We start from the raw sequence: 18,634 nt of genomic DNA, 5'->3' as shown, positions 1-18,634 counted from the left end.
GCGGGACGCGTCGGCTCGCCGAACGGGTCGTTGCCCCGCCAGCCCACGGTCCACAGACCGAAGGTGAACCTGTCCTCAGGGGTGGGAGTGAAGCGTTCCGTCATCGTCTGTCCGCCTTCGACTACCTGGGGTCCGGGACCGTCGTCGCCACCCCGGGCCTATTTGTTCACTGACATGATTAATTATGCACGCGCCACCGGGTGGACGTAACCCCTCGGACGGCCGGAGACCGGAGATGGGAGGATGCCCCTGTTCGGAAGGCTGTCGATCACGTAATTTGTTTGTCGCACTCCCAAAACCGGTGCCACCGGAAACCGCACGAGAAGAGGTAGCCCATGCCGCCGCGTACCGTCGTCATCGGCGTGGACAGCTCCACCCAGTCCACCAAGGCCGCAGTGACCGACGCCGAGACCGGCGAGCTGCTCGCCGTCGGCCGCGCCCCCCACGTCGTCACGGGTGAGGGCGGGGCACGCGAGACCGACCCCGAGGTGTGGTGGCAGGCGCTGCGCGACGCCGTCGCCGCCGGACTCAAGGAGTCCGGCCTCTCCGCGTCGGCGGTGACCGGCATCGCCGTGGCCGGGCAGCAGCACGGACTGGTCGCCCTCGACCGGTCCGGCAGGCCGCTGCGCCCCGCGCTCCTGTGGAACGACACCCGCTCCGCGCCGCAGGCGGCCGCTCTCGTCGCCGAACTGGGCGGCCCGGAGGCGTGGACCGCCCGCACCGGTACGGTGCCCGTGGCGTCGATGACCGCGACGAAGTGGCGCTGGCTGCGGGAGAACGACCCGGCGAACGCCGAGGCGACGGCCTCCGTCCGACTGCCCCACGACTTCCTCACCGAGCGCCTGTCGGGCGTGGCGGCGACCGACCCGGGCGACGCGTCGGGCACCTGCTGGTACTCCACGGAAACCGGGGCGTACGACCCCGAGCTGCTCGGCCTCCTGGGCCTCGACCCGTCCATGCTGCCCGAGGTAGCACCGACGGGCGGGACCCGGATCGGCTCGCTGACCCAGGCCGCCGCCGAGGCGCTCGGGCTTCCGGCGGGGATCGCGGTCGCGGCCGGCACCGGGGACAACATGAGCGCCGCCGTGGGGCTCGGCCTGGGCGGCGCCGGCCTGCTGGACCACCCGGTCCTGAGCCTGGGCACCTCCGGGACGGTGTTCGCCGCCTCCCGGACCCGCCCCGCGTCGCCCGCGCTCTCCGGCTTCGCCGCCGCCGACGGTACGTACCTCCCGCTGGCCTGCACCCTCAACTGCACCCTGGCCGTCGACAAGGTGGCGGCTCTGTTCGGCCTGCACCGGGACGACGCGGCACCGGGGGGCGAGGCGGTGCTGCTGCCCTACCTGGACGGCGAGCGCACCCCCGACCTGCCGACCTCGTCCGGCCTGCTGACCGGGCTCCGGCACGACACCACGCCGCAGCAGCTCCTGGGCGCGGCGTACGAGGGCGCGGCGTTCACCGTGCTGCGGGCGGTCGACGAGCTCCTCCGGGCGTGCGGCCTCGACCCCGCGGGCCCCGACGTGGCCGGCCGGCCGCTGCGGCTGATCGGGGGCGGCGCCCAGGGACGGACCTGGGTGGAGACGGTGCGCCGGCTCTCCGGCCGCCCCCTGATCATCCCGGGCGGCGGCGAACTGGTCGCGCTCGGCGCGGCGGCGCTCGCCGCGGCGGCCGCCGGCGGCGGGGACCCGGTGGCGATCGCGACACGCTGGAACACCACGTCGAAGTCGTCCGACACCGAACTGCCCCCGGTGGAAAGGGACACCGAGGCGTGGGACCGCATCGGTTCGGTACTGGACAGGGCGTCGGGGCCGCTGCTCGGGGGATGAGCGGGTACCCCGAAACCGCCTTCGGGACAGGCGTTTTGGGGATGGTCGGGGATCTTCAATAGGATCCGCCGATGATCACAAGAAAACGGCTGACGGCCGGGGTGGGCGTCCTGCTCGCCACCCTGGCCGCCGGGATGGGCACCGCCCTCCCGGCATCCGCCGACGAACCCCCCACCACCCCTTCCCCCAAGGTCGAGTTGGTCCTCGATGTCAGCGGCTCCATGCGGACCCGCGACATCGACGGCCAGTCCCGGATATCCGCGGCGAAGCACGCCTTCAACGACGTCCTGGACGCGGTGCCCGAGGAGGTCGAACTCGGCATACGTACACTCGGCGCCGACTATCCGGGCGACGACCGGAAGGTCGGCTGCAAGGACACCAGGCAGCTCTACCCGGTCGGCCCGCTCGACCGCACCGAGGCCAAGACCGCCGTCGCCACGCTGGCACCCACCGGCTGGACCCCCATCGGTCCCGCCCTGCTCGGCGCGGCGGACGACCTCGAGGGCGGTGACACCACCAGGCGGATCGTCCTGATCACCGACGGCGAGGACACCTGCGGCCCGCTCGACCCCTGCGAGGTCGCGCGCGACATCGCCGCCCGGGGGATCCACCTGGTCATCGACACCCTCGGCCTGGTGCCGGACGCGAAGATCCGGCAGCAGCTGACCTGCATCGCCGAGGCCACCGGCGGCACCTACACCGCGGTCCAGCACACCGACGAACTCTCGGGACGCGTCAAGCAGTTGGTCGACCGGGCCGCCGAGCCCGTGGTGACCCCGGTGGCGACCGAGGGCGCGGGCAGCTGCTCCGCCGCACCGGCCCTGAAGCCCGGGCTCTACACCGACCGGCAGGAGATCGGGAAGCACCGCTGGTACCGGGTGGACGTCCTGCCCGGCCAGGAACTGCGCGCCTCGGTGAGCGTGGGCGCCGACCGCGCGGTGAACGACGACTACGGCATCCTGCTGCGCGCCGTGACGACGCACGGGCGTGAGATCGTCCGCGGGTCGGAGTCCGGGACGGGGCGTACGGACGCGATCTCCACGGGCCTGCGCTACCCGAAGCCCGAGCAGGACGACACCGACTCCGACACCGATGTGAAGCCCGCGGCCGAGACGGTCTGCCTCGAACTGGGCAACTCCTTCTCGGCTCCCGCCTCGGTGAAGACGACCCCCGGCATGCCGGTGGAGCTGACCGTCGACGTGGTGGACGGCCCCGACGAGTCGGCCGACGCGGCGGCGTTCGGCCTGGGCCACGGCTGGTGGCTGCTGGGCCTGCTGCTGCTGACGGGACTGATCGCCGGCCTGCTGTTCGGCTGGATCTCGCGCTGGCGTGTCGCCGTATGGAGGACCAACTGATGCGTAGCGCAAGCAGAGACACCGTCAGGCGCGCGTGCGCGGCGGCACTCCTCGCGGCCGTCGCCCTGCTCGGCTCCGGCGGCGCGGCGTTCGCCGACGACCCGTCCGCGAGCGCGAGCCCGGCCGGGGACGAGGAGAAGGGGCCGACGGAGGCGGGCACCACCTTCCGGACGGCCACACCGATCCGGCAGGAGCAGGCGGCGACCGCCGAGGCCTCCACGGGTGACTACCTCTACTGGGTGTTCCCGGCGGACGCCGGACAGCGGCCCACCGTCCGCGCGAAGGTGAGCCTGCCGGAGAGCGCCACCCGGCACGGTGCGTCCACCTGGCAGATCGACGTGTACGACGGGCTCCGCCGCCGGCAGGCCTGCATGTACGGCCACCAGACCAGGAAGGCGGCGCCGGACGCCGCCGGCGTCGAACTGTCCTGTGTGCTGCGTACCGTCCGCGCCTGGTCGGAACCGTGGGCGTCCGACCCGCTGCCCGGCAGCTACTACGTGCGCCTGACGGTGGTCGGCCTGGCCGAGGAGGATCTGGGCCTGCCCGTCGGGGTCGAGACCGAGGTCTCCTCGGCCGACCGGGGCGGTGCCTCCGACGTGGACGGCAGCCTCGGAGAACCCCTGGTCCCCGGTGTGTCGGCGGCCTCGGCACAGGGCATCACGGTCGCAGGCAGCGAGCCGGAGGACGGCTGGGCATCGGGCTGGTGGACCAGCCGCTGGCTGTGGACCGCGGGCAGCGGCGTACTCGCCGCCCTGGCGGGGGTGTTCGGCTACTCGCTGACCCGCGGCTCCGGCCGGCCCCCGCGGGTGCCCTCGGGCGTCTGAGAACGGCCTCGGCCGAAGCGTCACCCGAAGGGCCGCCGACTGACGTCCGCGGCCCTTCGGTACGTCCGGGCCCCGGTTCGGTCCTCGACCTGGAGATCCGGACGCTTCTCCGTACGTGATCACTCGGGGTGGTGGCTGCCCCAGGGTCTTTCTGCGTCGACTCGCTCCTCCGCCTTGCGATGCGCGGCACCAGCCCCCCGCTCCCTGATCCGGCCTGATCCGGACGAAGGCGTCGGCCGGCGAGGACACCGCCAGGTGCGGCACCAGGGCACGCGAGCCCGGCACGATCCGAACGAGAGGCCCCGAGTGCGGCCGGCCTCCGGCCGAGCGCGCCGGACGGGTGAGCCGGGCCGGGAACGGTTGACCTCGATCTCACTTGAGGTCCTAGCGTTCCCCGCACACCGACCGATCCCGGAGGCAGGCATGGACATGGAAGTCACGGCGTGGCACTCGCTGCAGAGCACGGTGAACGCCCGGCGGGAGCGCAGGCCCTTCTCCAGGACCACACTGCGCCGTGTCGCGGCGTTCGCCCGGCCGCACCGCGGGAGGATCCGGCGCTTCCTGGCCCTCAGTGTGGTGAGTGCCCTGCTGGCGGTGGCCACGCCGGTCCTGGCAGGCCGGGTGGTCGACGCGATCGTGCGGGGCGACGACCCCGGCAGGGTGACCGGGCTCGCCCTGCTCATCGCGCTGATCGCCGTGTCGGAGGCCGCGCTCGGGCTCCTCACCAGGTGGCTCTCCGCCACCCTGGGCGAAGGGCTCATCCTCGACCTGCGGACAGCCGTCTTCGACCACGTCCAGCGGATGCCCGTCGCCTTCTTCACCCGCACCAGGACGGGCGCTCTCGTCAGCCGGCTCAACAACGACGTCATCGGCGCCCAGCGGGCGTTCAGCAGCACCCTGTCGGGGGTCGTCTCCAACTGCGTGACCCTGCTGCTCACCCTGGCGGTGATGCTGACGATCTCCTGGCAGATCACGCTGCTGGCCCTGGTGCTGCTGCCGGTGTTCGTCGTACCGGCCCGCCGGCTGGGCGCCCGGATGGCGGATCTCCAGCGGGAGGCCGCCGCCCACAACTCGGCCATGGGGACGCGGATGACCGAACGCTTCTCGGCCCCTGGGGCCACCCTGGTCAAGCTCTTCGGGCGGCCCGCCGACGAGAGCGCGGAGTTCGCCGCCCGGGCGGGCCGGGTACGTGACATCGGCGTCCGCACGGCGATGCTGCAGTCCGCCTTCATCACCGCGCTCACCCTGGTGTCGGCCCTGGCGCTCGCCCTCGTCTACGGTCTCGGGGGCCACTTCGCACTGCGCGGCACCCTCGAACCCGGCGCCGTGGTCGCCCTGGCACTGCTCCTCACCCGGCTCTACGCACCGCTGACCGCGCTGGCCGGGGCCAGGGTCGAGGTGATGAGCGCACTGGTCAGCTTCGAGCGGGTCTTCGAAGTCCTCGACCTGAGACCACTGATCGCCCAGAAGCCCGACGCACGCCGGGTACCCGACGGACCTGTGTCCGTGGAGTTCGACCGCGTCTCCTTCGGCTATCCCTCCGCGGACAAGGTCTCCCTCGCCTCCCTGGAGGAAGTGGCCGCACTCGACTCCGGCGACGGCACGCCGGTGCTGCACGACATCTCGTTCACGGCCGGCCCGGGGCAGATGGTCGCCCTCGTCGGTTCGTCAGGGGCCGGGAAATCGACCATCGCACAGCTCCTCCCCCGTCTCTACGACACCGACGCGGGCGCGGTCCGGCTGGGCGGCGTCGACGTACGCGACCTGACGGCCGATTCGATCCGCGAGACGCTCGGCATGGTGACCCAGGACGGGCACCTCTTCCACGAGTCGGTGCGCGCCAATCTGCTGCTCGCCCGGCCCGAGGCCACCGAGGAGGAGGTCTGGGACGCCCTGCGCCGCTCGCGCCTGGACGGTCTCGTCGCCTCGCTGCCGGACGGGCTGGACACCGTCGTCGGCGAGCGCGGCTACCGGCTGTCCGGCGGTGAGCGGCAACGGCTCACCATCGCCCGGCTGCTGCTCGCCCGTCAGCGGGTGGTGATCCTGGACGAGGCGACGGCTCATCTGGACTCCACCTCGGAGGCGGCGGTGCAGGAGGCACTGGCCGAGGCGCTCGAGGGGCGGACGGCCCTGGTGATCGCCCACAGACTGTCGACGGTACGGTCCGCCGACCTGATCCTGGTGGTCGAGGACGGCCGAGTGGTCGAGCGGGGCACGCACGAGGCACTGCTGGCCGCCGGTGGGCGGTACGAGGAGCTGCACCGCACGCAGTTCGAGCGGCCGGAGGTGAGCGGGGCCGCCCACTCGGCCGGCTGATCCGGCGGCGTCACCTCGTCAGAAGGGGACGGAGTCGGCCCGGCAGGGGCCTCCCACCGCAGGGCCGGTCGGCCCGGCGACGCGTCTCACACCTGGTCAGGCGTCCGGTGGCGGCTGGTGGAGACCGAACGGGGAGCCCTGGTCGTCCTGGCACATCCGGAAGCGTCCGAAGCGTGCCGCCGTCGCCTCGTCGTCGCCTCCCGCCTCGTCCGCCACCGTTCCGCCGAGTTCGCGCACCCGCGCGATCGCGGCGGGCAGGTCGTCGACGCGGAAGAAGACGTAGGGGCGGGCTCCGGCGTCTCCTCCGTGGACCCCTCCAGGGATGCCGGGGGTCCGGATCGCGTAGCCGCCGCCCTCGGTGGTCCCTGGCTCGAAGCTCCAGCCGAACAGCCCGGCGTAGAAGGTACGGGCGCGCTCGGGGTCCGCGACGCCCAGTTCGAAGAAGGAGATCTCTCCGGCCATGACCTCTCCCGGTGCCGGGGGCGTGTCCTCTCAACCGTAAGGCGGGCGCGGGCATCCGGCATCCGGCATCCGGCATCCGGCGTCCGGCGTCCGGCGTCCGGCGTCCGGCCACGGTCGTGCCGCAGCCCGGCGGGGGCGACTGGGTAACGTGACCGCTGTCCGCCGATCCGGTGCCGGGCCTCCGGCCTGCGCGGCCGGTCCCGGTGTGCCCCGTCGCCCCTCGGGCGCGGCGGGTCCTGCCCGCTCGTCCCGTCGCTGAGAACAGGTACGCATGAGTCATCCACAGTCCGCCTTCGGCGCTTGGCACCGTCCGATGGTCGCCCGGCTCGCCGGTGAGGAGCACCGTACGGCGACCGCGCTCGAGCTCTTCTTCGACCTGTGCTTCGTCACCGCCGTGGCCCAGGCCTCGGCCGCCTTCGAGCACGAACTCGCCGAGGGCCACGTCGCGGACGGTGTCCTCGGCTACGCGATGGTGTTCTTCGCGATCTGGTGGGCGTGGATGAACTTCACCTGGTTCGCCTCCGCGTACGACACCGACGACGTGCCCTACCGGTTGCTCACCCTGGTCCAGATCACCGGTGCGCTCATCCTGGCGGCCGGCGCGGCCGACGCCCTGGAGCACGACGACTTCACCGTCATCACGTGGGGTTACGTCGTCATGCGGCTGGCGATGGTCACCCAGTGGCTTCGGGCCGCGCGGTCCGATCCGGCGCGCCGGCGCTCCTGTCTGCGCTACGCGATCGGCATCCTCGTCGTGCAGATCGGCTGGGTGGCGCGGCTCGCCCTTCCGGAGGACTGGGGACTGCCGCTGTTCGCGCTGCTCGTCGTGGCCGAGATCGCCGTTCCCGTCTGGGCCGAGAGCCCGGCGAAAACGACCTGGCATCCCCATCACATCGCGGAGCGGTACGGGCTGTTCACCCTCATCGTCCTCGGTGAGACCATCACCGCCGCCACCGCGGCCGTCAGGACGGCGCTCGACGGCGAGACAGGGATCGGCGACATCGCGACCCTGGTCGTCGGCGGCGTGCTGACGGTGTTCTCCCTGTGGTGGCTCTACTTCTCGCAGAACGCCCCCCAGCGGCTCACCGGTTTCAGGGCTGCGATCCTCTGGGGCTACGGCCACTACGCGGTGTTCGCCTCGGCCGCCGCGGTCGGTGCCGGACTGGCCGTGAACGTCGCCCACCGCACCGGCCACGGTCACCTCTCCGACCGTGCCGCCGCCGCCGCGTTCACCGTTCCGGTGGCCGTCTTCATCACCCTGGTGTGGCTTCTGCACCACCGGGCCGAGGAGCTGCGCAGCAGGAACGACCTCATCCACCCGGTGGCCGTGCTCGCGGTGCTGGCCGTGACGTTCACCCCGGGCCCGGTCCTGGCCACGGGCCTCCTCGCGGCGGCACTCGTCGCGGCGACCCTGCTCGTGGCGGCCGGTGCGGAGGGGGAACCGCAGCCTTCGCGGAACTAGGGTCTTTCGTTCGGATCGGGCCGGATCAGGGAGCGGGGCCTGGTGCGGCCATCATCCTGCGCAGGGTGCTCCCCGAGCCCTTCGACCACATGCGCAGGACCCGCCCGGACTCGGGCAACCGCCCTGACCCGCCGGGGCGCGTGGGCCGGCGGGTCCGGGCGGGGCCGTGATCCGGGCAGCCGCCGCCCGGGGGCCGGTCAGCGGGCGAACCGGCGCCGCGGGCGCGGGTTGAGGTTCTGGTAGACGTGTTTGGACGCTCGGTAACGGGCGAGCCCGGTGGGCCCGAGTGCGCGGCCGCTGCCTGACCTGCCGAAGCCGCCCCATTCGGCCTGCGGGAGGCAGCGGTCGTAGTCGTTGATCCACACGGTGCCGTGCCGGAGCCGTGCGGCGACCCGCCGCGCGCGGCCCGCGTCGCCGGTCCAGACGGCGCCGGCGAGTCCGTACGCGGTGTCGTTGGCCAGGGTGACGGCCTCTTCCTCGGTGCGGAAGGTCTCGACGGTGAGGATCGGGCCGAAGGTCTCCTCGCGGACCACCCTCATCCCCCGGTGGCAGCCGTCCAGGACGGTGGGCCGGTAGAAGTAGCCGCTCGCCGGCCGGGACCCGGTGGCCGCGGGACGGCAGCCGCCCGACCGGACGACCGCACCCTCCTCACGGGCGGAAGCCACGTGGGCCTCGGCCTCGGCGAGCAGCCTCGCGGAGGCGAGCGGGCCGAATCCGGCACCGTCGACGGCGCCCCGCCCGTGCCTGATCGCGTCGGCGCGGCGGGCCAGTTCGGTGACGAAGCGTTCGCGTACGGATTCCTCGACGATGAGGCGGGTGCCGGTGGCGCAGTCCTGCCCGCTGTGGGCGAAGGCGGCGTTCAGTGCCTGGTCGACGGCGGTGTCGAACCCTTCCTCGGTGGCGCAGGAGTCCGCGAAGACGACGTTCGGGTTCTTCCCGCCCAGCTCCAGCTCCACCGTCTTGACGGTGGGCGCGGCCGCCCGCGCGACGTCCGTCCCGCCGGCGAGTCCGCCGGTGAAGGAGACCAGGTCCACGTCGGGGTGCGCGGAGAGCCGGGCGCCGACCGGGTCTCCCGCGCCCGTCACCAGGTTGGCGGTGCCTGCGGGCAGTCCGGCCTCTGCGAGCAGCCGGACCAGATGGACGGTGGAGAGGGGGGCGACCTCGCTGGGCTTGAGCACGAAGGTGGTACCGGCGGCGAGGGCCGGGGCGGTCTTCCGGCCGGCGTGGAGGAGTGGACGGCCGCACGGGGTGATCAGTGCGCAGACACCGACCGGTTCGTGCACGACCACACTGTGGACGTCGGGGTCGGCGGCGTCGACGACCCGGCCGCCGTTCTCGCTCATGACGAGGTCGGCGAAGTAGCGGAAGGTGCCGGCGACGTCGTCGACGTCGGCGCGCGCCTCCTCCAGGGTCCCGCCCGTGTCGCGGCTCTCGGTGATCGCCAGCTCCTCGCGGTCCCGCTGGAGGAGCTCGGCGACCCTGCGCAGCAGCTCGGCACGTTCCGTGACGGGCCTGTGCGGCCAGGGGCCGTCGTCGAAGGCGCGACGGGCGGCCTCCACGGCCGTGTCGGTGTCCGTGACGTCACCCTCGGCGACGAGGGCCAGGACGGTCGCGTCCGCCGGGTCGAGGATCTCTCGTGTGCCGCCCCGGCCCGACGCGCGCCAGAGGCCGTCGATGTGGAGGGTCTCCAGGGCGGTCGCCGGGCGGGCCGACGAAGAGGGAGCCGACATGCGGGGGTCTGCCTTCCGTGCCTGACTTGCTCCGCACCGGTCCGGCCGAGCACTGTTCCGCGCCGGTGGACCGGACTCGGCCGCACCAGCAACTCCGACCCCTCTCCGGTCCGGCGGAATGTATGCCGTGGAACTCACTCTGCGTGACATGACTCACTGACGTGCCGGCCTGCGGAATCCGGCCCTCCCGTCTGCCGTGGATCGACGGCGGTCCGCACGCGGACCTGCGGGGCGGGTTGCCTCGCCCCGTTCCTGAAACACGTTGAACCGGCGCCCTCCCCTCGTGTTGTCTGGCGGTACGAGACGTGTTGTCTGGCGGTACGAGACCTCGTCACCGCGGGTGTCCGCCAAGCCGTAGCAGGGGGTTCGCAGTGCAGGAGACGGGTGTCGACCCGGTTGCCCACAATCGGGCGGCCTGGGACAAGTACGTCGAGGAGGGCATCGAGTGGTCGAGGCCGGTGAGTGCTGAGGAGGTCGCGAGCGCCCGCGCGGGCCGATGGTCCGTCGTTCTCATCGGGCACGAGCCGGTCGACCGCTCCTGGCTCCCCGCCGACCTGACCGGCAGGGACGTGCTGTGCCTGGCCTCCGGCGGCGGCCAGCAGGGTCCGGTGCTGGCCGCCGCGGGGGCGCGGGTGACCGTCTTCGACAACTCACCCCGCCAGCTGGGCCAGGACCGGATGGTGGCGGAGCGTGACGGACTCGAGCTGCGCACCGTCCTGGGCGACATGAGCGACCTCGGCGCCTTCGGCGACGCGTCCTTCGACGTCGTGTTCCATCCGGTCTCCAACCTCTTCGTACCGGATCCGGCACCGGTGTGGCGGGAGTGCTTCCGCGTCCTGCGACCGGGCGGATCGCTGCTCGCGGGCTTCGTCAACCCCGATACGTACCTGTTCGACCACGAGGCGCTCGACGAGCGCGGCGAGCTGATCGTCGCGCACACGCTGCCCTACAGCGATGTCACGCGGTACACCGCCGAGGAACGCGCCGCGCGGTTCGGCGCGGACGCCGCTCTCGAGTACGGCCACACCCTCACCGCCCAGATCGGCGGGCAGCTCGCGGCGGGGTTCGTCCTCGCCCGCTTCGCGGAAGCTCCGCACCAGTCCGACGCGTCCGCCGCGTACATGTCCGCCTACTTCGCGACGCTGGCGGTCAAACCGGGCTGACCCGGTGGTGCGTACCGCCGGGTCTCCGGAAGGGCATGGTGGGGTGCTGCGCCGGCCCGGCCCGGTGCGCCGAACCGGGGAACGGGCCGGTCCTCGGAGGAGGGCACGCCCCCAGGGGAGGCCCTCAGGGGAGGGCAGGTCCCACGCGTCCTGCGCGCCGGGCCGGAGGGCCGTGCCGCGGCCCGTCCTCCCCCGGCCAGTCCTCCCCCCGGTCCGTCCTCTCCTGGCCCGGCGCGCACGCCCCGTCAGCGGACGGTGACCGTTCCCGACCCCTCCTCCGCCGCGCCCGACTCCTCGACCGTCACGCGGAAGGGGCGGCCCGGGCCCTCGCTCGTGACCTTCACCCCGGCGGCGTCCCGTACGGCGTGGAACACGCCCGCCGGAGCACCCGTCAGATCCGGTACGGACACCGTCCGTTCCCCGGCAACCGACCCGAACACCCGCAGGGTGAGCCCTTCCAGCCAGTCCCCGTCGGGGCGCTGGTCGTCGGCTCCCCAGGGGAGTACGGCGCCGTCCCTGACCAGCAACGGCAGGCTGTCGAATCCGTGCGTCTCGCGGCGCCACACCGGGCCGGTGATCCGCTCGGCGGTGAGCAGCGAGGTCCAGGTGCCCTCGGGCACGTAGTACTCGACCTCACCGTCCTCGGTGAACACCGGTGCCACCAGCAGATCCGGGCCGAGCATGTACTGCCGGTCGAGGGTGCGGGAGGCCGGGTCATCGGGGAACTCGGCCAGCATCGGCCGCATCATCGGGACTCCCGTGCGGTGGGCCTCGGCGGCCACCCCGTAGAGGTAGGGCATCAGCCGGTGCTTGAGCAGGGTGAACTTCCGTGCGACGTCCACGGCCTCCTCCCCGAACTCCCACGGCACCCGGTAGGAGACGTTTCCGTGCAGCCGGCTGTGCGAGGAGAGCAGCCCGAAGGCGAGCCAGCGTTTGAAGACGGCGGGGTCCGGGGTGCCCTCGAAGCCGCCGATGTCGTGGCTCCAGAAGCCGAAGCCGGACAGGGACAGGGACAGCCCGCCGCGCAGGGACTCCGCCATCGCGGTGAACGAGGCGAAGCAGTCGCCGCCCCAGTGCACCGGGAACTGCTGGCCGCCGGCCGTCGCGGACCGGGCGAAGAGCACCGCCTCGCCCACCCCTCTTTCCTTCTCGAGGAGTTCGAAGACGGTGCGGTTGTAGACCTGCGCGTAGTAGTTGTGCATGCGCTCCGGGTCGGAGCCGTCGTGCCAGACCACGTCGGTGGGGATGCGCTCCCCGAAGTCGGTCTTGAAGCAGTCGACCCCCTGGTCGAGGAGTGCGCGCAGCTTGTCTCCGTACCAGGCGCGTGCGGCCGGGTTGGTGAAGTCGACCAGCGCCATCCCGGGCTGCCACAGGTCCCACTGCCAGATGTCCCCGTTCGCGCGTCGCACCAGGTAGCCGTGCTCGGCGCCTTCGGCGAAGAGCGAGGACTTCTGGGCGATGTACGGGTTGATCCACATGCTGATCCGCAGCCCGCGTTCCTTGAGCCGGGCCAGCATGCCCTCCGGGTCGGGGAAGACCTCGGGGTCCCACAGGAAGTCGGACCACTGGTACTCGCGCATCCAGAAGCAGTCGAAGTGGAAGACGCTCAGCGGGATGCCGCGCTCGGCCATGCCGTCGACGAAGGAGGTGACGGTCGCCTCGTCGTACGAGGTGCAGAAGGAGGTGGTGAGCCAGAGGCCGAAGGACCAGGCCGGGGGGAGGGCCGGGCGCCCGGTGAGCGCGGTGTAGCGGGTCAGGACGTCCTTGGGGGTGGGCCCGGCGACGACGTAGTACTCGAGCGACTGGTCCTCGACGCTGAACTGCACCTGGCCGACGGATTCGGAGCCGACCTCGAAGGACACCTTGCCCGGGTGGTTGACGAAGACGCCGTAGCCGCGCGAGGACATGTAGAACGGGATGTTCTTGTAGGCCTGTTCGCTGCTGGTGCCGCCGTCGGCCTGCCAGATGTCGACGGTCTGGCCGTTCTTGACGTACGGCGTGAAGCGCTCGCCCAGTCCGTAGATGTTCTCGCCGACCTCCAGGGCCAGTTGGGCGATCATGTGGTGCGCGCCGTCCGGGGTGACGGCGAAGGCCGTCCCCTTCGAGTCCACTCCGGTGAGGCGCCGGCCGTCACCGTCGAGGAAGGTGATGCCCCAGGGGCCGTCGCCGTCCATGCGCAGGGTCAGTGGTCCGCTGGTGAGCTCGGTGACGCCACCGTCGCGGCGGGTACGGGCGGTGGAGGCGGCGGTGTCCCCGGCGAGGATCGCGAAGTCGGGCCCCCGGCGGGCCCGGCCGGCGTGATGGGTGGCGCGTACGCCGATGACGCCCTCGGCCGGGGAGAAGCACTCGACGGTGATCAGAGGGGTGTTGAGGGTGTCGCCGCGTGCCTCGACCCGCTTGACCGCCGCGTACGCGGTGAGACGGTCGGTGTCCACCCGCAGGTCGCGGATCTGGGTGGCGTAGGAGGCGCGGACACCTTCGCGCATGAGCCAGAAGCCGTCGGTGAACTTCATGCGGACTCACCTCCGGTGAGGACGTCGATGCGGGCGAGACGGACGGATCCTCCGAGGCCGATGTGCAGGTCGTGCACACCTCCGAGGTCCAGCGGGGCGTCGACGGCCCGGTAGTCGTACGGGCCGCCGGTGCGGGGGATCCGGAGCGCCAGGTTCTGCCCGCCGGCGGTCGCCGAGATCGTGCCCTCCCCTGAGACGAGGAAGGCCAGGCCCTTCACGCGCCCGCCGAGGTCGCAGGCCCTGTAGACGAGTTGCCCCTCCGCGTCCGGGGAGGCGGGAGTGACGGCGTCTCCCGACGGCTTCGCGCGGTCGACGATCTCCGTGCCGTGCTGCAGGTCGTAGTCCGCCGCCTCCAGGCCGCGCCCGGCCACCGGGCGCGGCCCCTCGGGGCTGCCTTCGACGACCGTCGTGGCGGTGAGCCGGATGTCGGCGCTGGAGGCGCCGGCGAGGAGTTCGTACGTGCCGGGTCCGACGGTCCAGCGGCCGTGGGCCACGCTCCAGTGGCCGAGTTCCTCGGTGGGCACGAGGAGTTCGACCTCCTGCGAGGCACCGGGCGGGAGGTACAGCCTGCGGTGCCCGACGAGTTTCCGGGACGGGAGTTCCGGGTCCGGGCCGTCCGCGGCCCCGGTCCCCCCGGCGGCGGCGCGTACGTAGAGCTGGGCGACCTCGTCCGCGGCGCACGTGCCGTCGTTGGTGACGGTCAGGGTCACCCGCAGCCGGTCTCCGTCGGTCTCGGCGCGCAGTCCCGAGTAGGTGAACCGGGCGTAGCCGAGGCCGTGCCCGAACGGGAAGAGCGGGGTGCCGCCGAAGTAGAGGTAGGTCTGCCGGGACCCGATGATGTCGTAGTCGAGCAGACCGGGCAGGTCGGCGTCGCTCGCGTACCAGGTCTGCGGGAGGCGGCCGGCCGGTGAGACGTCACCGGCGAGGATCCTGGCGAGCGCCGTGCCCGCTGCCTGGCCGCCGTGAGCGGTCCAGAGCAGGGCGGGGAGCGTCTCCGCCGCCTCGGTCACCGCGTAGGGGTATGCCGAGGTCAGGGCCAGGACGGTGCGCGGGTTGGCCGTGTGCGCGGCGCGCCAGAGCCGGTCCTGCTGGGCGGGAAGGGCGAGGGTCGTGCGGTCCTCGGTCTCCCGGCCGTTGATGTGGGGGTCGTTGCCGGCGACCACGATCACGGTGTCCGCCTCAGCCGCGACCCGGGCGACGGCGTCGGCCCCGTACTCGACCGTCTCACGCACGAAGACCGTGGCGTCCGCGGGTGAAATCTTTTCGCCTGATTCGGCAACCTTCGCGCCTCCGGCGGCGACAGACACGTACCCACCGGTCCCGATGTGCAGAAGGCGGTGCCCGCCGTCATGTCCCTCCACCGCCTCCAGGCGGAAGGTCTCCTGGACGACCCAGCCTCCCGGCTCGTCCGCGGAGGCCCTGACGTAGCCGTCGTCGGCGACCGAGAGGTACAGGCCCTCCCCGGTGCGAAGGGTGAGGACTCCGTCGCCCCAGTCGACGAGTGCCAGGTCGGTGGCCTCGTCGCCGCAGGTCAGCGGCGGCAGGTCGGTGCGGCCCGCGAGGAGGGCGGGGTCGAGGGCGCCCTCGGCGCCTCGGGCCTCGCCCACGGCCGCGTCGTCCGCCGGGGGCACGTGCAGCCATCCGGCGGAGCTCCTCAGCCTGATCCGGTCGACGCCCTCGACGAAGACGACGTTCTCGGCGCCGTAGCGTTCGCGGATGCCGTCGAGGGGCGTCGAGCGGTGCATGAGGGTGCCGCTGTACCAGTCGAGCTTGCACTCGTCGGCGAGGAGGCCGACGACGGCGACGGTCCGGCCCGCTGCCGGGGCGAGGGGGAGGATGCCGTCGTTCTTCAGGAGGACGACGGCCTGTTCCGCCGCTTCGAGGGCCAGGGCGCGGTGTTCGGGCGTGTCCAGGGAGCCCGTCCGGGCGTACGGGTCGAGGTCCGGGTCGAACTCGCCGAGTGCGAAGCGCATGGCGAGCAGCCGGCGGACGGCGGTGTCGATGTCGCTCTCGTCGAGGAACCCCTTGGCGAGGGCGTCGCGGATGCGGCCGGTCATGACCGTGGAGTCGGTGCCGTGGTCGGTGAAGCTGTCGACGCCGGCCTTCAGCGAGGCGGCCGTCGCCTCCTCGTGGGTGTCGAAGTAGTGCTCGGAGTCGACCAGGTTGGAGGGTGCTCCGGCGTCGGAGCAGACCACCAGCGGCTGGTCGGTCCAGCTCCGCAGCTGCTCTCCGAGCAGGGGCGACACATGGTTGGGGCGGCCGTTGACGAGGTTGTACGCGGGCATGACTCCGGCGACCGCCCCGGCCTTGACCGCGTCGCGGAAGGCCCGCAGGTCGTACTCGTGCAGGACGCGCGGCCGGACCGAGGAGGAAGCCGTGTCGCGGTTCGTCTCGTTGTTGTGCGCGAGCCAGTGCTTGAGCACCGGGGCCGTCCGCCAGTAGCGGGGGTCGTCACCGCGCAGCCCGCGGGTGTAGGCGACGGCGATGGCGGAGGTCAGCGCGGGGTCCTCGGAGTACCCCTCCTCGCCGCGGCCCCACAGGGGGTGGCGCAGCAGATTGACCGTGGGGGCCCAGACGTTGAGGCCGACCCGGTCGTCCTGTGCGCGCTTGGCTCGCACCTCGTTGCCCACGGCTTCGCCGATCCGGCGTACCAGGGCGTCGTTCCAGGTGGCGCCGAGGCCCACGGCCTGCGGGAACACGGTGGCCGGTCCCATCCAGGCCACCCCGTGCAGGGCTTCCTGTCCGGTGCGGAAGGGGCCGATGCCCAGCCGCTCCACCGCGGGGGCGAACTGGTGCAGCATCGCGATCCGCTCGTCGAGCGTGAGCCGTCCGAGGAGGTCGTCGGTGCGCCGGGAGAAGGACAGCTGCGGGTCGCGGAAGGGAAACGGATGGTCCGTCACGTGCGGGTCCCCTTGGAGAGGTGGGAGGTTTTCCGGGCCTGTGGCGTCGAAGAGGCCTTCGATGCGAGACAGAGGATCTTCGAAGCGCTTCGATGCTCGATGGCCAACCCTGGGGGTGTCAAGGGTGCTACCGCCGCAAAGAGGTGCTTCCGGACGAACCAATGCCTCACCGGACCAGGAAACGGTTCGGAAACAGGTCGGAGGAATCTGGAAATGAACTCTTGTGTGGCCGGGACCCGTCACTTAACCTCGCTGCAACATCGAAGCGCTTCGACGAAGCAGCCCGTTGACCGCTTCAGCTCAGCCGGTGCAGTGCCACCGGCTCGGCCGGTAACGCCCCCTACCTCAGACACAGGGCCGAGCGGCAGTCGCCGCCGCGGGCCGTCCTGTTGCACCACGAAGGGTTGAAGCAATGACGCCGAACTCCCCCTCCGTTCCCAGCCGGAGACGATTCCTGGCCTCTTCCGTGGTCGTCGCGGCAGCCGTGGGAGGAGGGTTGCCCCTCCTCACCGCGTGCGGCGGCGGATCAGGCGGCTCGAAGAACGAGGGCACGACGACGGGCAAGTCGCTGAAGGACATCCTTCCGACCTTCGTGCCCTCCGAGTCGGTCACCCCGGACATCCCCAGCAAGAACGGTTCGGCGGCAGGCTTCACCACCGCTCTCCCCGCGGACCAGCTCGCCGTCTCGGTGCCCAAGAAGCTCGGCAAGGGCAGCGAGATCAAGATCATGGCGCCGCTGTGGGGAACCTCGCCGGGTGAGGGCAACCCGTACTGGACGGCGATGGACGAGGCGGCCGGCGTCAAGGTCAAGTGGCAGAACCAGGACGGAAACGTCTACGGCCAGAAGCTCGGCGCGGTGCTCGCCTCCAGCGACATCCCGGACGCGGTCGTCGTCCCCGGCTGGGAGCTGGGCGGCAAGATACCGAGCGCCATCGCCAACAAGTTCGCCGACCTCGGCCCCTACCTGTCGGGCGACAAGGTCAAGGACTACCCCAACCTGGCCGCCATCCCCACCGGCGCCTGGCAGCGGGGTGTCTTCGCCGGCAAGCTCCGCGGACTGCCGATGCCCGCGGAGTCGACCCCCAACATCACCCCCTTCTACCGCGCGGACATCTTCGAGGAGAAGGGTTACGAGGTCCCGACCACCACGCAGGAGTTCTACGACCTCTGCAAGGAGATCAACGCGCCCAGGAGCAAGGTGTGGGCGTGCAGCGACATGACCTGGTCGGCCTGGGTGTTCTTCGGAGTGCTGCCGGAGAAGCCGTACTACTGGAAGCTCGTCGACGGCAAGCTGGTCAACCGCTACGAGACCCCCGAGTACCTCGAGGCGCTGGAGTGGTCGCGCTCCCTGTACTCGGCCGGCTTCGTGCACCCGGACGCCAAGGCCGAGACGGGTGACATGCGCACCACCTTCTCGTCGGGCAACGTCCTCATGTACAACGCGGACATCTCCGACTGGTACGCGGCGACAGCGGTCCAGCGCCTGGACAAGCCGGAGTTCCGCATGGGGGCGATGGACTTCTTCGCCCACGACGGGGGCGCCCCCACCATCTACGAGGCCGCACCCTCCAACATCTGGTGCTTCGTCAACAAGAACGCGGACAAGAAGACGGTCCAGGACGTCCTCGCCCTGGCCAACTTCACCGCCGCGCCGTACGGCACCAAGGAACAGCGTCTGAAGGCCTACGGCATCGAGGGCAAGCACCACACCCTCAAGGACGGGGTCCTCGTCAAGACGGAGCTGGGCAACAACCAGGTCTTCGCCACCTACGAGTACGTGGCGTCCCCCGCCCCCTTCCGCGCCTACCCGGACTTCCCGGACGTCGCCAAGGGCGTCATCGAGTGGCAGCAGCGTCAGGGCGCGCACCTCAAGAAGCCCCTCTTCCACGGGATGCAGATCCAGGAGCCCTCGCGCTACACGGAGCTGAACGCGCAGTTCGAGGACCTGGAGAAGGACATCGTGCGCGGCCGTAAGAAGGTCAGCGACATGCAGCAGGCGGTCTCGGACTGGAAGACGAAGGGCGGCGACAAGCTTCGCGACTGGTACAAGAAGCTGCTCGACGAGACCGGCGAGTCGGCCTCCTGA

At 71.8% G+C, this 18,634-nt stretch carries 11 protein-coding genes; 7 read left to right on the top strand and 4 right to left on the bottom strand.

What is annotated here, in order from left to right:
• Positions 1-335: 335 nt before the first annotated feature.
• The 4 genes from xylB (at position 336) to ACFXOA_RS26140 (ending at position 6,318) form a co-directional block, all read left to right on the top strand.
• A complete protein-coding gene (xylB, locus tag ACFXOA_RS26155; RefSeq protein WP_385033332.1) occupies positions 336-1,823 on the top strand; it encodes a xylulokinase in 1,488 nt (495 codons plus the stop codon).
• Between the two features lie 71 nt (positions 1,824-1,894).
• Entirely contained in the window at positions 1,895-3,178 is a 1,284-nt protein-coding gene (locus ACFXOA_RS26150; protein ID WP_385033329.1) for a VWA domain-containing protein, read from the top strand.
• The gene (locus ACFXOA_RS26145) at positions 3,178-4,002 is read left to right on the top strand and encodes a hypothetical protein (protein WP_385033326.1); all 825 of its coding nucleotides are present in this window, start codon (positions 3,178-3,180) and stop codon (positions 4,000-4,002) included. The genes ACFXOA_RS26150 and ACFXOA_RS26145 overlap by 1 nt, the downstream gene beginning before the upstream one ends.
• 423 nt (positions 4,003-4,425) lie before the next feature.
• The gene (locus tag ACFXOA_RS26140) at positions 4,426-6,318 is read left to right on the top strand and encodes an ABC transporter ATP-binding protein (protein ID WP_385033323.1); all 1,893 of its coding nucleotides are present in this window, start codon (positions 4,426-4,428) and stop codon (positions 6,316-6,318) included.
• Between the two features lie 96 nt (positions 6,319-6,414).
• Here the strand turns inward: ACFXOA_RS26140 and ACFXOA_RS26135 are convergent, their stop codons facing one another.
• Entirely contained in the window at positions 6,415-6,780 is a 366-nt protein-coding gene (locus ACFXOA_RS26135) for a VOC family protein (protein ID WP_385033320.1), read from the bottom strand.
• A 271-nt stretch (positions 6,781-7,051) separates the two neighbouring features.
• Here ACFXOA_RS26135 and ACFXOA_RS26130 point away from each other — a divergent pair, with 271 nt between their 5' ends.
• Positions 7,052-8,242: a low temperature requirement protein A gene (locus ACFXOA_RS26130; protein ID WP_385033317.1), complete on the top strand. Its 1,191-nt coding sequence runs from the start codon at positions 7,052-7,054 to the stop codon at positions 8,240-8,242.
• 197 nt (positions 8,243-8,439) lie between these two features.
• On the opposite strand, the gene ACFXOA_RS26125 is transcribed toward ACFXOA_RS26130, so the two are convergent.
• Positions 8,440-9,972, bottom strand: a complete 1,533-nt coding sequence (locus ACFXOA_RS26125) for an aldehyde dehydrogenase family protein (RefSeq protein WP_385033314.1) — start codon at positions 9,970-9,972, stop codon at positions 8,440-8,442.
• A gap of 371 nt (positions 9,973-10,343) precedes the next feature.
• Between ACFXOA_RS26125 and ACFXOA_RS26120 the strand changes: the two genes are divergently transcribed.
• Positions 10,344-11,135 (top strand): class I SAM-dependent methyltransferase, encoded by a 792-nt coding sequence (locus ACFXOA_RS26120; RefSeq protein WP_385033311.1) that lies wholly within the window; start codon positions 10,344-10,346, stop codon positions 11,133-11,135.
• A 245-nt stretch (positions 11,136-11,380) separates the two neighbouring features.
• Here the strand turns inward: ACFXOA_RS26120 and yicI are convergent, their stop codons facing one another.
• Complete coding sequence (gene yicI / locus ACFXOA_RS26115; RefSeq protein ID WP_385033308.1) at positions 11,381-13,648, bottom strand: alpha-xylosidase; 2,268 nt, start codon at positions 13,646-13,648, stop codon at positions 11,381-11,383.
• Entirely contained in the window at positions 13,645-16,548 is a 2,904-nt protein-coding gene (locus tag ACFXOA_RS26110; protein ID WP_385033305.1) for a glycoside hydrolase family 3 C-terminal domain-containing protein, read from the bottom strand. The genes yicI and ACFXOA_RS26110 overlap by 4 nt, the downstream gene beginning before the upstream one ends.
• A gap of 412 nt (positions 16,549-16,960) precedes the next feature.
• Between ACFXOA_RS26110 and ACFXOA_RS26105 the strand changes: the two genes are divergently transcribed.
• Positions 16,961-18,634: an extracellular solute-binding protein gene (locus ACFXOA_RS26105; RefSeq protein WP_385033302.1), complete on the top strand. Its 1,674-nt coding sequence runs from the start codon at positions 16,961-16,963 to the stop codon at positions 18,632-18,634.

It is taken from the genome of Streptomyces sp. NPDC059166 (genome assembly GCF_042755185.1).
Lineage (GTDB): Bacteria > Actinomycetota > Actinomycetes > Streptomycetales > Streptomycetaceae > Streptomyces.
This window is presented reverse-complemented; position numbering and strand designations above follow the sequence as displayed.

Coding starts and splice junctions, on each gene's coding strand:
- xylB (WP_385033332.1), top strand. CDS start 336: ATGCCGCCGCGTACCGTCGTCATCGGCGTGGACAGCTCCACCCAGTCC.
- ACFXOA_RS26150 (WP_385033329.1), top strand. CDS start 1,895: ATGATCACAAGAAAACGGCTGACGGCCGGGGTGGGCGTCCTGCTCGCC.
- ACFXOA_RS26145 (WP_385033326.1), top strand. CDS start 3,178: ATGCGTAGCGCAAGCAGAGACACCGTCAGGCGCGCGTGCGCGGCGGCA.
- ACFXOA_RS26140 (WP_385033323.1), top strand. CDS start 4,426: ATGGACATGGAAGTCACGGCGTGGCACTCGCTGCAGAGCACGGTGAAC.
- ACFXOA_RS26135 (WP_385033320.1), bottom strand. CDS start 6,780: ATGGCCGGAGAGATCTCCTTCTTCGAACTGGGCGTCGCGGACCCCGAG.
- ACFXOA_RS26130 (WP_385033317.1), top strand. CDS start 7,052: ATGAGTCATCCACAGTCCGCCTTCGGCGCTTGGCACCGTCCGATGGTC.
- ACFXOA_RS26125 (WP_385033314.1), bottom strand. CDS start 9,972: ATGTCGGCTCCCTCTTCGTCGGCCCGCCCGGCGACCGCCCTGGAGACC.
- yicI (WP_385033308.1), bottom strand. CDS start 13,648: ATGAAGTTCACCGACGGCTTCTGGCTCATGCGCGAAGGTGTCCGCGCC.
- ACFXOA_RS26105 (WP_385033302.1), top strand. CDS start 16,961: ATGACGCCGAACTCCCCCTCCGTTCCCAGCCGGAGACGATTCCTGGCC.